Raw genomic sequence first — 12,266 nt, forward strand, 5'->3', positions numbered from 1 at the left:
ACATGGCCCACATTCCTGCTACACACGTCACGGAAGACCACCCCCACCACGCCTACGAATACGGACCGACCGACTATGGCCGCCTGAGCGCCGCCATCAAGCGAGTCTCGTGGGGGGCCATTCTCGCCGGCGCCGTCGTGGCCGCCGTCGTCCACTTTCTCCTCTACCTGTTCGGGCTGGGCATCGGGCTCGGCACGTTCGACCCGGCGACCAGCGACGACACGCTGGGCGGGTTCGGGACGGGCCAGGGCATCTGGCTCATCATCAGCGGCCTGATCGCCTTGTTCGCCGGCGGCTGGGTGGCCGGGCGGCTGGCCGGGATGCCGCGCAAGGTCGACGGCGGCATCCACGGTCTGGTGACGTGGGGCGTCGCGACGATCGTCGGCATGTACTTTCTCGCGTCGGGCGTTGGCTCGGTCCTTAACGGGGTCCAGTCGGTCGTGAGCGGCGGCCTCGGGGCCGTTGGCACCGCCGTGGGCGGGGCGGCCGCGGCCGTAGCGCCGGAAGCGGGCCAGGCGATCCAGAACCAGCTCCAGAACATCGACCTCTCGCAGATCCAGGACGAGGCGGCCCAGCTCGCCCGCGACGTGGTGACGACGCCGGAGTCCGCCGGTCAGGACGTCCGCGATGCGATCGACCGGACGCTCGGCACCACGGCGCCGGTCTCGGAGGCGAACCGCGAGGACCTGATCCAGACGCTGGCCGCCAACACGGACCTGTCCGAGGCCGAAGCGCGCCAGACGGTGAGCCAGTGGGAGGACCAGGCGGCCTCGCTCCGCGCCAACGTCGAGTCCGCCGCGCAGACGGTCCGCGAGGAGGCCCCGCGCGTGGCCGAGGATGCGACCGACGCGCTCGGCACGGCGGCCCTGTGGTCGGCGATCGCCCTCCTGCTCGGCGCCGTCGCCGCGATCGCGGGCGGCGTGGTCGGGTCGCCGCACGACCTCCCGGCTGTGGCGGCCACCCGCCGCGACGCCGTCTAGTCGGCACCGCCCCGCCCGCGGCTCGGGCGGGGCGGTAGGTTTGGCGGGGCGCGCCTCTGGGCGCGCCCCGCTTTTTTTGTGCCGCCCCGCCCGGCGGCCGCCCCCGCCCCGCTCCACCCCGCCCCTTGGGTCTGCCCGTGTCCGACTTCCCGTTTGGCCAAGCCGTCGCCTGGTCCCCGACTCCCGAGCACGTGGCCGGCACGAACCTCGCGCGGTTCTGGCGGCGCCAGGGGCTCGACTCGTACGCCGCGCTCCAGGCGTGGGCGCTCGACGACGTGGGCCGGTTCTGGGACGCCGTGCTGGACGACCTCGGCGTTGAGTTTTCGACGCCCTACACCCAGATTCTCGACACGTCGGGCGGGGTGGAGCGGCCGCAGTGGTACGCCGGCGGGCGGATGAACGTCACGCACAACGCGCTCGACCGTTGGGCGGGGACCGAGACGTGGGACCGCGACGCGGTCCGCTACGAGAGCGAGGAGGGCGATGTGCGGACGATGACCTACGCCGAGCTCCACCAGGCCGTCGAGGCGTGCGCGGCCGGGCTCCGCGCGCACGGCATCGGGCGGGGCGACGCCGTCGGGCTCTACCTCCCGATGACGCCCGAGATCGTCGTCGCCTTCCTGGCCATCGCCCGCGTGGGCGGGGTTGTGCTGCCGCTGTTCTCAGGCTACGGCGCCGAGGCCGTGGCGACGCGGCTCCGCGACGGGGCCGCCCGCGCGCTCGTCGTCGCCGACGCCGCCCCGCGCCGGGGCCGCGCCGTGCCCATGAAGGAGGTGGCCGACGAGGCGCTCGCCGACGTCCCCAGCGTCCAGACCGTGTTCGTGGTCGACCGGCTGGGGACCGGCGCCCCGCTCACGGACGGCCGCGACGTGCCGTGGGACGTCCTCATGGCGTCGGGCCAGGCGGGGGGCGGGGCGGCCGAGGACACGGCGGCCGAGGACATGGCCCTCCTCCTGTACACGAGCGGGACCACGGGCACGCCCAAGGGCGCCGTCCATACGCACGGCGGGTTCCCCATCAAGGCGGCCCAGGACATGCGGCACCCGATGGACGTCGGCGCCGGCGACGTCGTGTGGTGGATGAGCGACATGGGCTGGATGATGGGGCCGTGGCTCGTGTTCGGCGCGCTCCTCAACGGGGCCACGATGGTCCTGTTCGACGGGGCGCCCGACGCCGCGCCCGACGGCGGCTCCGCGCCCGACCGCACGTGGGCGCTGTGCGAACGCCACGGGGTCACACTCCTCGGGCTCTCGCCGACGCTCGTGCGCGCGCTCATGCCGCACGGGGCCGAGCCGGTCGAACGCCACGACCTGAGCGCGCTCCGCGCCGTCGGCTCGACGGGGAGCCCGTGGGACCCCGAAAGCTGGCGGTGGCTGTTCGAGACCGTCCTGGACGCCTCGAAGCCCATCCTCAACTACTCCGGGGGCACCGAGATCTCGGGCGGCATCGTGTGCGGCAACCACGTCGAGCCGCTCAAGCCGTGCGGGTTCTCCGGCCCGGTCGTCGGCATGGACGCCGACGTGGTCGACGAGGCGGGCCGCCCGGTGCGCGGCGAGGTCGGCGAGCTCGTCGTGCGCCAGCCGTGGATCGGCATGACGCGCGGGTTCTGGGACCGCCCCGCCCCCGCGAGCGGGGCGGCGAGCGGGGCGGGCGCGGGCGCCGAGGGCGGGGCGGTCGACCGCTACCACGAGGCGTACTGGAGCCGGCTCCCCGGCGTCTGGGTCCACGGCGACTTCGCGGCGGTCGACGCCGACGGCCAGTGGTTCCTGCTCGGGCGCAGCGACGACACCATGAAGGTGGCCGGCAAGCGGCTCGGCCCGGCCGAGGTCGAGGCGGCCCTCAACGCGGACCCGCGCGTGCTCGAGAGCGCGGCGGTCGGCGTCCCCGACGACGTCAAGGGGCAGGCCGTGGTCGCGTTCGTGGTGCTGGCGAGCGGGGCCGAAGCGTCCGAGGCGCTCCGCACCGAGCTCGTCGGCCGCGTGACGGACGCGCTGGGGAAGGCGCTCAAGCCCCGGGACGTCCGCTTTGCCGACGCGCTCCCGAAGACGCGCAACGCCAAGGTCATGCGCCGCGTGGTCCGCGCGGCCCACCTCGACGGCGACCTGGGCAACGTGACGGCGCTCGAAGACCCGGCGGCCGTCGACGCGATCCGCGCGTCGCGGTAGCCGCCCCGCCCGCCCCGCCGTGAGGACGCGCCGCGGTCCGGGCGGGGCGGAACGTTTGCGGCCGCCCCGCCCGTTCCTCTCCCCCACCCCGCCCGCATCGACCGTGCCGACCCTCCCGTTCCGCCCCGCCCTGCTCCTCCTCGCCCTCGCCGCCCTGGGCGGGGCGGGGTGCAGCCCGACCTCGATCGCGGAGGAGCGCGTCGAGGAGGCGCTCCAGGGCGCCATCGGCCCCGCCGACCGCTACGAGGTCTCGTTCGAGGGGCTCGACGCCGGCGACGGGACGGCCGACCGCGTCACGATCGTCGGCGAGCGCGTCCGCCCCGCCCAGGCGCCCGCGCTCGACCGGCTCGACGCCGTGCTCGAAGGCGTCCGGTTCGACCGGGGCGAGAGCCGCCTCGAACGGGCCGAGCGCGTCCGCGCCGACGTCCGCGTGCGCCCGTCCGACCTGGCGGCGTACGTCGAGGCCAGCGGCCGCGTCCGCGAGGCGACGGCCGAGGTCCGCGCGCCTGACGTGCTCGTCCTCCGCCTCCAGCCCGACATCGCCGGGCTCCCGCTCCCGAGCGGGGCGGACATCGAGGTGACCGGCACGGTCCGCGGCGACGGCCCGCGCCTCCGCTTCGACGTGGCCGAGGTCCGCGCGGCCGGGCTCGGGCTGGGCGGCCGCGTGGCCGACCTCGTCGGCGCCGAGGTCAACCCGCTCTTCGACCTGTCCGACGTGGGCGGCATCGACCTGGGCGGGGTGGAGGTGTCGGACGTCCGCGTCGAAGACGGCGTGCTCGTCGTCACGGCCGAGGGCTCGCTCGCGGGCGTCTCGTTCGAGTAAGGCGCTTCGGAGTAAGGCGCGGCGCGCGCGTATGTTCGCCGCCCCGCCCTCACCACCCCGCCATGCGCCGCCCCGCCCGCCTCGGAGCCCTCGCCCTCCTCGTCACGGCCGCCGGCTGCGCGACGACCTCGCCGGGCGGGGTGGAACCGGGCGCGCCCGGGCGGGGCGGGGTGGTGACGGCGCCCGCCCCGCCCCCGGCGGACGGCGTGGACGTGGCCGCCCCGCTCGCTGCGAGCGGCCCCGAGCTGTCCGTCGACTTCGAGCGGTTCCAGCTCCCGAACGGGCTCGACGTGGTCCTGCACCGCGACGCGACGATCCCCGTCGTCAGCGTGAACACGTGGTACCACGTGGGCTCGGCGCAGGAGGCGCCCGGCCGGACCGGCTTCGCGCACCTGTTCGAGCACCTCATGTTCGAGGGCTCGGCGAACGTGCCCGAGGGCGCCATCGACGCGTGGCTCGAAGAGGCCGGCGGCGGCGCCAACGGCTCCACCACCACGGACCGGACCAACTACACCATCGACGCGGCCTCGAACGCGCTCGAGCTCGCGCTCTTCCTCGACGCCGACCGCATGGCCGGACTCCTCGACGCCATGACGCCCGAGAGCGTCGACGGCCAGCGCGACGTGGTCAAGAACGAGCGGCGGCAGTCGTACGAGAACCGGCCCTACGGGCTCGCCCTCCCGATCCTGGGCCAGGCGCTCTACCCCGAGGGCCACCCGTACCGCTGGCCCGTCATCGGGTCCATGGCCGACCTCTCGGCGGCGAGCTACGACGACGTCACGCAGTTTTTCGAGACCTACTACACGCCGAACAACGCGAGCCTCGTCGTGGCCGGCGACATCGACGTCGCCGAGGCCCGGCGGCTCGTGACCCAGTGGTACGGGCCGATCCCGCGCGGCCCCGAGCCCCCGCCGCAAACGGTCGTGACGACGCCCCGGGGCGACGAGACGCGGCTCGTGCTGGAGGATCAGGTCCAGCTCCCGCGGCTCTACCTCGCGTGGCCGTCCGTGCCCCAGTACGCCGCCGGCGACGCGGCGCTGACCGCGCTCTCGCAGGTGCTCGCGGGCGGCAAAAACAGCCGGCTCTACAAGCGGCTCGTGTACGACCTCCAGATCGCGCAGGACGTGTACGCGTTCCAGAGCGGGTCGCAGCTGGGCGGGGCGTTCTACGTGATCGCGACGGCCCGGCCCGGGACCTCGGCCGACGACCTCCGGGCCGTGGTCGACGAGGAGATCGTCCGGCTCCAGACCGCCCCGCCCTCGGCTCGCGAGTTGGAGCGCGTCGTGAATGGGGTCGAGTCGTCGTTCCTCGACGGGCTCGAGAGCGTCGGCGGCAAGGCCGACCAGCTCAACGGGTACCTCACGTTTACCGGCACGCCGGACTTTTTCGAGGAGGACCTCGCCCGGTTCCAGGCCCTCAGCCCGCGCGACCTCACGGACGCGGCGCAGTCGTACCTCCCGCTCGGCCGCCGCGTGGCGCTCTCGGTCGTCCCCGCCGGCCAGCCGGCGCTCGCGCTCCCCGGCAGCGAGACGGCCGTGAGCGACTACTGAGAGAGGGGTGATGAGCGACGGGTAAAGAGCAAACGCCCCGTCGGCTCGCGCCCCGCACTCGTCAAGCGCCGGGCGGGGCAGCACGTCCGGGCGCACTGCCCCGAGCCGCCACCCCGCCCGTTACTCGTCACTCATCGCTCGTCACCCGTCCGCCATGCCCCGCCCCGCCCGCCTCGCGGCCTGCCTCGTCCTCCTCGCGCTCGCCGAGTCCGCCGGCGCGCAGACCGTCGACCGGCCGGCGCTCGGGCCGGCGCCCGCGTTCCAGCCGCCGGCCGTCGAGCGGTTCGAGCTCTCGAACGGGCTGCCCGTCCTGTTCGTCCCAAAGCCCGGCGTGCCGCTCGTCCAGGTCGACCTGCTGGTGAAGGCGGGGGCCGTGGCCGACCCCGAGGGGCGGGGCGGGCTGGCCTCGCTCACGGCCGACCTGATGGACGAGGGCGCCGGCGGCCGGACGGCCCTCGAACTGGCCGACGCCGTCGACTACCTGGGCATCGACCTCACGAGCCGGGCGGACCTCCAGAGCCTCCAGGTCCGGCTCCACACGCCGGTCTCCAAGCTGGACTCGGCCCTCGCGCTCTTTGCCGACGTGGCCCTCCGCCCGACCTTTGCCGAGGCGGAGCTGGAGCGGCTCCGCGCGAGCCGGCTCACGTCGCTGGCCCAGCGCCGCGACGAGTCCCGCGCGATCGCATCCGTCCTCGTCGACCAGACGCTCTACGGCGACGCGAGCCCGTACGGCCGGCCGACGTCGGGCTCGCCGGCGTCCGTCGGCGCCCTCACGCGCGCCGACGTCGAGGCCTTCCACGACGCGGCCGTCCGTCCCGGCAACGCGGCGCTCGTGGTCGTGGGTGCGGTCGACCGCGCGGCCATCGCCCCGCGCCTCGAAGCCCTGTTCGGCGCCGCCGCGTGGCCCGAGGGCGGGGCGGGCGGCGCGCTCGCGGGCGGGGCGGTGCCCGAGCCGACGCAGGTGACCGGCCGCGAGGTCTACCTCGTCGACAAGCCCGGCGCGGCCCAGACGGTCGTCCGCATCGGCCGCGTCGGGGCGGCCCGGTCGACGCCGGACTACGCGGCGCTCCAGGTGCTCAACACGATCCTCGGGGGGAGCTTCACGAGCCGGCTCAACCAGAATCTCCGCGAGACGAACGGCTACACCTACGGGGCCGGGTCGTCGTTCTCGTTCCGGCCGGTGGCCGGCCCGTTCGTGGCCTCGGCCGACGTGCAGACGGACGTCACGGGGCCGGCGCTCGCCGAGTTTTTCCGCGAGCTCGACGGCATCCGCACGCGCGTCCCGGACGAGGAGCTCGCCAAGGCCCGGAACTACCTCGCGCTGTCGTTCCCCGAGCCGTTCGGGTCCGTCCGCGGGACGGCGGCGCTCGTGGGCGCCCTCTACCTCGACGGCCTCCCGCTCGACGCCTACGACACCTACACCCGCGACGTGCTGGCCGTCACCGCGGACGACCTGGAGCGCGTAGCGGCGGAGTACGTCGACCCCGCCGCCGTGGCCGTGGTCCTCGTGGGCGACCGGGCGACGATCGAGGACGAGGTCCGCGCGCTCGACCTCGGGCCGCTCCAGACGCTGACGATCGACGACGTGCTCGGCCCGCAGGAGTAGCCACCCCGCCCGAGTCGTCAGCCGGCGGGGACGAGCGCGACGGCGGGCTCCGCGGGCGGGGCGGGCGCCTCGACGGCCGCGGGCGGGGCGGCGTCGGCGTCGGGGGGCGGGAGCGCGGCGCCGCACTGGCCCAGGAGGACCCAGAGCAGGACGAACACGAGGACGGTCGAGAAGCAGCCGCCGCCGAGCTTTTTGGCGCCGTAGCCGGCGATGATCGCGCGGAAGAAGTTGTTCATGGAGGAGGAAGAGGCAGAAGGGATGGGCAGGTACGCTGGGGCGGGGCGGCGGCTCCCGGGATGCGCGCCACCCCGCCCCGGTCGTCTGCCGTGACGAGCCGAAGCTCAGGGCGACCGGCACGCTCCCCCATGCCTGGGCGGGGCGGCTTGTGTAGTTTCTGCGCAGTCACCCCGCCCCGCCCGCTTGTGGACGCTAACCGAGCCGCTCAGCTACTGCGCGTACTCGCTAACGGGGTGGACCCGATCACCGGCGACGTATTCGATCCGGCGAGTCCGCTCCAGCACCCCGACGTGGTGCGGGCGCTGTACACCGGAGTCGAAGCGCTCGGACGCGCTGGGGAGGAAACGGTGCGGCCCGTGTCGCGGCCCGGGCGGTCTGGGAGGTCGTGGGATACGCGCGAGGACAAAGACCTCGTGGCACAGTTTGAGGCAGGCGCTTCCGCGGCTGACTTGGCGGCCTCGCACCAGCGGTCCACCGGCGCAGTCCGGTCTCGGCTCGTTCGGCTGGGCAAGGTCGAGGACCGGCGGGACGTGAGGTAGCGCCCGCCCCGCCCGGCCGCCTTCCACTCGGGCGGGGTGGCCTACTCGTCCTCCGCCTCCAGCGGCGCCAGCCGCCACAGGTCGCCGTCGTCCTGGTCGGTCAGGAGGTAGAGGTAGCCGTCCGGCCCCTGCTCCACGTCGCGGACGCGGGCGCCGAGCGGGACGACTTCTTCCTCGGCCACCGCCCCGCCGTCGAGGCGCACGCGGACGACGCCCTCGCGCGAGAGGCTCCCGATGAACGCGCTGCCCGTCCACTCGGGGAACACGCGGCCGGTGTAGAACGCCATGCCCGACGGCGAGATGACCGGCGACCAGTGCGTGGCGGCGTCGGCGAAGTCAGGCCGCGTGGGCGGGTCGGGGATCGCGGTGCCGTCGTAGTTGATGCCCCAGCTCACGACCGGCCAGCCGTAGTTGCGGCCGGGCTCGGGGCGGTTGAGCTCGTCGCCGCCGAGCGGCCCCATCTCGGCGATCCAGAGGTCGCCGGTCTCGGGGTCGATCGCCGCGCTCTCGACGTTGCGGTGGCCGTACGACCACACCTCGGGCTCAGCGTCCGGGTCGCCCACGAACGGGTTGTCGTCGGGGACCGAGCCGTCGCGGTTCAGGCGGACGACGGTGCCGAGGTGGTTCGAGAGGTCCTGGGCCGGGTCGAACTGGAACCGCTCCCCCGTCGTCAAGAACACGTGGCCGTCGGGAGAGAACGCGATCCGGCTGCCAAAGTGGTTCGGGCCGGTGACGTAGGGCTCCTGCGTGAACAGGACCTCGAAGCCGTCCAGGCGGGCCTCGCCGTCCGCCCCGCCCGTCACCAGGCGTCCGCGGCCGAGCGCCGTCGCCGCGCTTCCCTCGGGGCCGGGGCGGGCGTAGGAGAGGTAGACGAGGTCGTTCTCGGCGAAGTCCGGGTCGAGCGCCACGTCGAGGAGACCGCCCTGCCCCTGCGCGAACACGGTCGGCGTGCCCTCGACGGCGCCCGACAACTCGCCGTCGGTGCCCAGGATGCGGAGCCGCCCTGGCCGCTCGGTCACGAGGAGCCGGCCGTCGGGGAGGAACGCCATGCCCCACGGGTGGTCGAGGTCGCCGTCGACGAGGGCCTGCACGACGACGGGGCCGGCCTGGGTCATCACGGAGCCCGCCGAGCCGCCGTCGTACCCGTACGACGTCTGGGCCGCGGGCGGGGCGGAGGCGGCGAGGGCTGCGAGAGCGAGCGCCAGCGGGCGCCCAGAGGAGAGCAAAGTGGGCATCGGGATCGGAGTGGGATGAAAACGTAGAGGCGGCTGCACCGGGGTCGGCCGAGGGCGCCCCGCCCCAGGAGCGGACGGGGCGAATCGAGCGCCAGCCTGAGGCACGGCCGGGCGGGGTGGTCCGTTCCCCCCCGACTGCCTCGGCAACCGGGCGGGGCGGACCGCGTAGGTTCCCCCCCGCCCCGCTCAGCCCCCCCGCCCCGCCCCGCCCGCCGTGTCCAAGTCCGACCGCCAGCTCGCCCGCCGCGGCCTCCACCTCGTCCAGGCCGACGCCGAGGAGTACGCCGACAGCCCCAGCCGCCTCCGCGCCCTCATCCGCCGGTCGCAGGCCCAGCTCCGCGACAACCGGAGCCGGATCGGGTCGCTCCGCGCCGACATCCCCCGGCTTATTCGGCTGGGCTCGGCCATCACGCGGGGCGAGTACCGGCGGCTCCCGTGGCGGTCGATCGCCTTCGTCGCCGCGGGACTCCTCTACTTCGTGACCCCGTTCGACCTGATCCCCGACTTTATCGTCGGCACGGGCTTCCTCGACGACGCCGTCGTCGTGGCCTATGTGATGAAGGCGATCCGCGACGACCTCGCGCGGTTTGAGGACTGGGAGCTGTCGAACGAGCCGGCCGACCCGGACACGCTCAACCCGCCGTACTGAGGGCGGGGCGGCCGCCCCGCCCGGGCAGAGCGGTGGTGTAGAAGCGGCGGCTCGTTGGTCGGCGGCGTGCGTGTTACTCTGAGCGCCCGCGGACCGGCTCTCTCCGCGCACTTCTCCGCAGCAGCCATGCGCCCGCTCGTCCTCGTCGCTCTCACGCTCTCGCTGACGGCTTGTGACTCGTCCGAGCCCGCAGGATGCCGCTCCGGACCAGAAACCGAGCTTGGAGTCGACGACCGGATCACCTCCCCTTCCCAGATCCACTACCGGATCACGTCGCCGTCTCCAGGGGACACCCTCCGGATTGGAGAGCCGTTCCGGTTCCGAGCCGACGTGGAAGCCGTCGGCAACGTGTCGGGGGTCGGGGTGGCGCTCGTAGACGAGCGGCTCGGTCTTTTCCCGGGGACCACGCTGTTTGAGCAGCCCCTCGACGGGGAGGCCGGAACGTTCGTGATCGACACCGAAGTCCTCCTCGACTCGGTCCGGGCCGGAGCCGACCTCTCGGAGGTCTACGTCGTGGGGACGGGCAACGTCCCTACTTACACGGCGTGCGGTGGCGGGGGGTACGGGAACGCAGGGTCCAACGCGGTCCGCGTGACGGTGCTCGGCTGACACCGGACCTCACGGTGGGTGTGCCACCTGAGCCGCCCCGCCCTGGCTGCGCGGAGCGACGAGGGATCTCGATGCCGAGGCCGGAGCCTTGGGCGGGGCGGTCAGGCGATCGAGCCCGGCGGGTAGTCGGCCGGGTCGAACGTGGGCTCGGGGTACTGCGGGTCCATGGCCTCCAGCGTGTCCACGAGGATCTGGCTGACCACGAGGTTCCGGTACCACCGCGTCTCGGCCGGGACCACGTACCACGGCGCCGCCTCGGTCGTCGTCCGCTCGATGGCGACCTCGAAGGCGCGGCGGTAGTCGTCCCAGAGCTTCCGCTCGTCGAGGTCGCCGGGGTTGAACTTCCAGTGCTTGTCGGGCCGTTCGAGGCGGCGGCGGAAGCGCTCGAGCTGGTAGTCTTTGGAGATGTGGAGCATGACCTTGACCACGCGCGTCCGGGCGTCCGCGAGGAGCGACTCGAAGTGGCGGATGTGGTCGTAGCGGCGCTCGATCACGTCGGGCGCGGCCCACCCGTGGACGCGGACGATCAAGACGTCCTCGTAGTGCGAGCGGTTGAACACCTTGATGAGCCCGTGCGGCGGCGCCTGCGCGTGGACGCGCCACAGGAAGTCGTGGCGCTGCTCCAGCTCGGTCGGCGTCTTGAACGAGGCCACGTTCACGCCCTGCGGGTTGAGCGGGCCGAACACGTGCTCCGTGGTCGAGTCCTTGCCGCCGGCGTCCATCGCCTGGAACACGAACAGGAGCGCCTGCTGGTTCTCGGCGTAGAGCCGCTCCTGGAGGTCCCGCGCCCGCTCGGTGTTGGCCTCCAGGCGCTCCTCGCCCTCGTCCTTCGTCAGCCCGCCGTCGTCGTCGGTGGGGCGGTCGGCGAGGCGGAGGGGCTCGCCAGGGCGGATGCGGTAGCGGTCGGTCATGGGTGACGGGTGACGAGTAGGAAGCGGCCGGGCGAGGTTGTACGCGTCCGCCCCGCCCCGCCCAGGGTCCGACACGCACGGGCGGGGCGGTAGAACGCGCGCGGGCGGGGTGGCGCAACGGCGGACCACCCCGCCCCGGCTGACGTGGACGACGCGGGCGGGGTGGTGAGGACGGCCGCCCCGCCCGTCGCTCGCCACTCTTTTGCCGGTCGCTCCTTACCGGCCGAACAGCTTGCCGAGGGCGGCCTGGCCGACCTGCCCGGCGATGTCGTCCTGGATGCTCCCGTCGCCGTCGCGGTCGAGGAAGCCGGAGAGCGCGCCGAGCACGCCCGACGGGGCCGCCTGCCGCGCCCGCGTGGCCTCGTGCCCGAGCATGCTGGAGAGCGCGCCGCCGTCGAGGCCGCCTTGCCGCTTCTGGCGCCCGAGCGCGGCCATCACGATCGGGGCGAGCAGCGGGAGGAGCTTCGAGATCTGGCCCATGTCGAGCCCCGACGCCTGCGCCACGCCCTGCTCGACCTGCGGCCGCTCGCCGCCGAGGACGTGGCCGAGGATGCCGCCGCCGTTCGCCTGGCGGCCCGACATCTGGCCCGAGAGGAACCCGCCGAGGTTGTCGAGCAGCGAGCCGTCGTGGTCGTTCTCGAGCGCGTGGGCCAGGTTCTGCGCCCCGCCCGCCGCGTTCGTGTTCCGGTTGAGGCCGGTGAGGAGGGCGGGGAGGGCCGCGCCGATCGCCGTCTGCGTCTGCTGGCGGTCGGCGCCGATGCGCTGCGCGATCTGGTCGATCTGCGGGCCGCCGATGTTCTGGGCGAGGAGGTCGAGGAGGCCGTTCATAAGGCGGGGGGTCGGGAGGGGCCGGGCGTACCCCGACCGCCCCGCCCAGGGTCCGCCACCCCGCCCGACGTAGAGAAGAAGCGGGACGAGGAGAAGAGGAGAGGCGGGTGCGCGCCTCCTCCGTTCCTCTCCTC

At 74.2% G+C, this 12,266-nt stretch carries 11 protein-coding genes; 7 read left to right on the forward strand and 4 right to left on the reverse strand.

Features of this window, described 5'->3' with window-relative positions:
• The first annotated feature begins 2 nt into the window (after window positions 1–2).
• The 5 genes from RQM47_RS13735 (at window position 3) to RQM47_RS13755 (ending at window position 7,124) form a co-directional block, all read left to right on the forward strand.
• Complete coding sequence (locus RQM47_RS13735) at window positions 3–980, forward strand: hypothetical protein (protein ID WP_311661784.1); 978 nt, start codon at window positions 3–5, stop codon at window positions 978–980.
• A 137-nt stretch (window positions 981–1,117) separates the two neighbouring features.
• Window positions 1,118–3,145: an AMP-binding protein gene (locus RQM47_RS13740; protein ID WP_311661782.1), complete on the forward strand. Its 2,028-nt coding sequence runs from the start codon at window positions 1,118–1,120 to the stop codon at window positions 3,143–3,145.
• A 103-nt stretch (window positions 3,146–3,248) separates the two neighbouring features.
• Window positions 3,249–3,968 carry a DUF2993 domain-containing protein gene (locus RQM47_RS13745; protein ID WP_311661780.1) on the forward strand — a complete coding sequence of 240 codons (720 nt, stop codon included), beginning with the start codon at window positions 3,249–3,251 and terminating at the stop codon, window positions 3,966–3,968.
• 62 nt (window positions 3,969–4,030) lie between these two features.
• The gene (locus RQM47_RS13750) at window positions 4,031–5,518 is read left to right on the forward strand and encodes a pitrilysin family protein (protein WP_314009328.1); all 1,488 of its coding nucleotides are present in this window, start codon (window positions 4,031–4,033) and stop codon (window positions 5,516–5,518) included.
• Window positions 5,519–5,672: 154 nt separating this feature from the next.
• Window positions 5,673–7,124, forward strand: a complete 1,452-nt coding sequence (locus RQM47_RS13755; protein WP_314009329.1) for a pitrilysin family protein — start codon at window positions 5,673–5,675, stop codon at window positions 7,122–7,124.
• A 17-nt stretch (window positions 7,125–7,141) separates the two neighbouring features.
• Here RQM47_RS13755 and RQM47_RS13760 read toward each other — a convergent pair whose 3' ends face one another.
• Both RQM47_RS13760 and RQM47_RS13765 read right to left on the reverse strand, forming a co-directional pair.
• Window positions 7,142–7,360 carry a hypothetical protein gene (locus RQM47_RS13760; RefSeq protein WP_311661775.1) on the reverse strand — a complete coding sequence of 73 codons (219 nt, stop codon included), beginning with the start codon at window positions 7,358–7,360 and terminating at the stop codon, window positions 7,142–7,144.
• Window positions 7,361–7,941: 581 nt separating this feature from the next.
• Window positions 7,942–9,135 (reverse strand): PQQ-dependent sugar dehydrogenase, encoded by a 1,194-nt coding sequence (locus RQM47_RS13765; protein WP_311661774.1) that lies wholly within the window; start codon window positions 9,133–9,135, stop codon window positions 7,942–7,944.
• A gap of 214 nt (window positions 9,136–9,349) precedes the next feature.
• On the opposite strand from RQM47_RS13765, the gene RQM47_RS13770 reads away from it, so the two are divergent.
• Window positions 9,350–9,784, forward strand: coding sequence for a YkvA family protein (locus RQM47_RS13770; protein WP_311661773.1), 435 nt, complete (start codon window positions 9,350–9,352; stop codon window positions 9,782–9,784).
• A 126-nt stretch (window positions 9,785–9,910) separates the two neighbouring features.
• Window positions 9,911–10,393 (forward strand): hypothetical protein, encoded by a 483-nt coding sequence (locus RQM47_RS13775; protein WP_311661771.1) that lies wholly within the window; start codon window positions 9,911–9,913, stop codon window positions 10,391–10,393.
• A 101-nt stretch (window positions 10,394–10,494) separates the two neighbouring features.
• On the opposite strand, the gene RQM47_RS13780 is transcribed toward RQM47_RS13775, so the two are convergent.
• Both RQM47_RS13780 and RQM47_RS13785 read right to left on the reverse strand, forming a co-directional pair.
• Entirely contained in the window at window positions 10,495–11,304 is an 810-nt protein-coding gene (locus RQM47_RS13780) for a PPK2 family polyphosphate kinase (RefSeq protein WP_314009330.1), read from the reverse strand.
• Window positions 11,305–11,520: 216 nt separating this feature from the next.
• On the reverse strand, window positions 11,521–12,132 hold the full coding sequence (locus RQM47_RS13785) for a DUF937 domain-containing protein (protein WP_311661768.1): 612 nt from the start codon (window positions 12,130–12,132) through the stop codon (window positions 11,521–11,523).
• Window positions 12,133–12,266 lie beyond the last annotated feature (134 nt).

This window comes from Rubrivirga sp. S365 (genome assembly GCF_032248475.1).
In the GTDB taxonomy this organism is placed as follows: Bacteria; Bacteroidota; Rhodothermia; order Rhodothermales; family Rubricoccaceae; genus Rubrivirga; species Rubrivirga litoralis.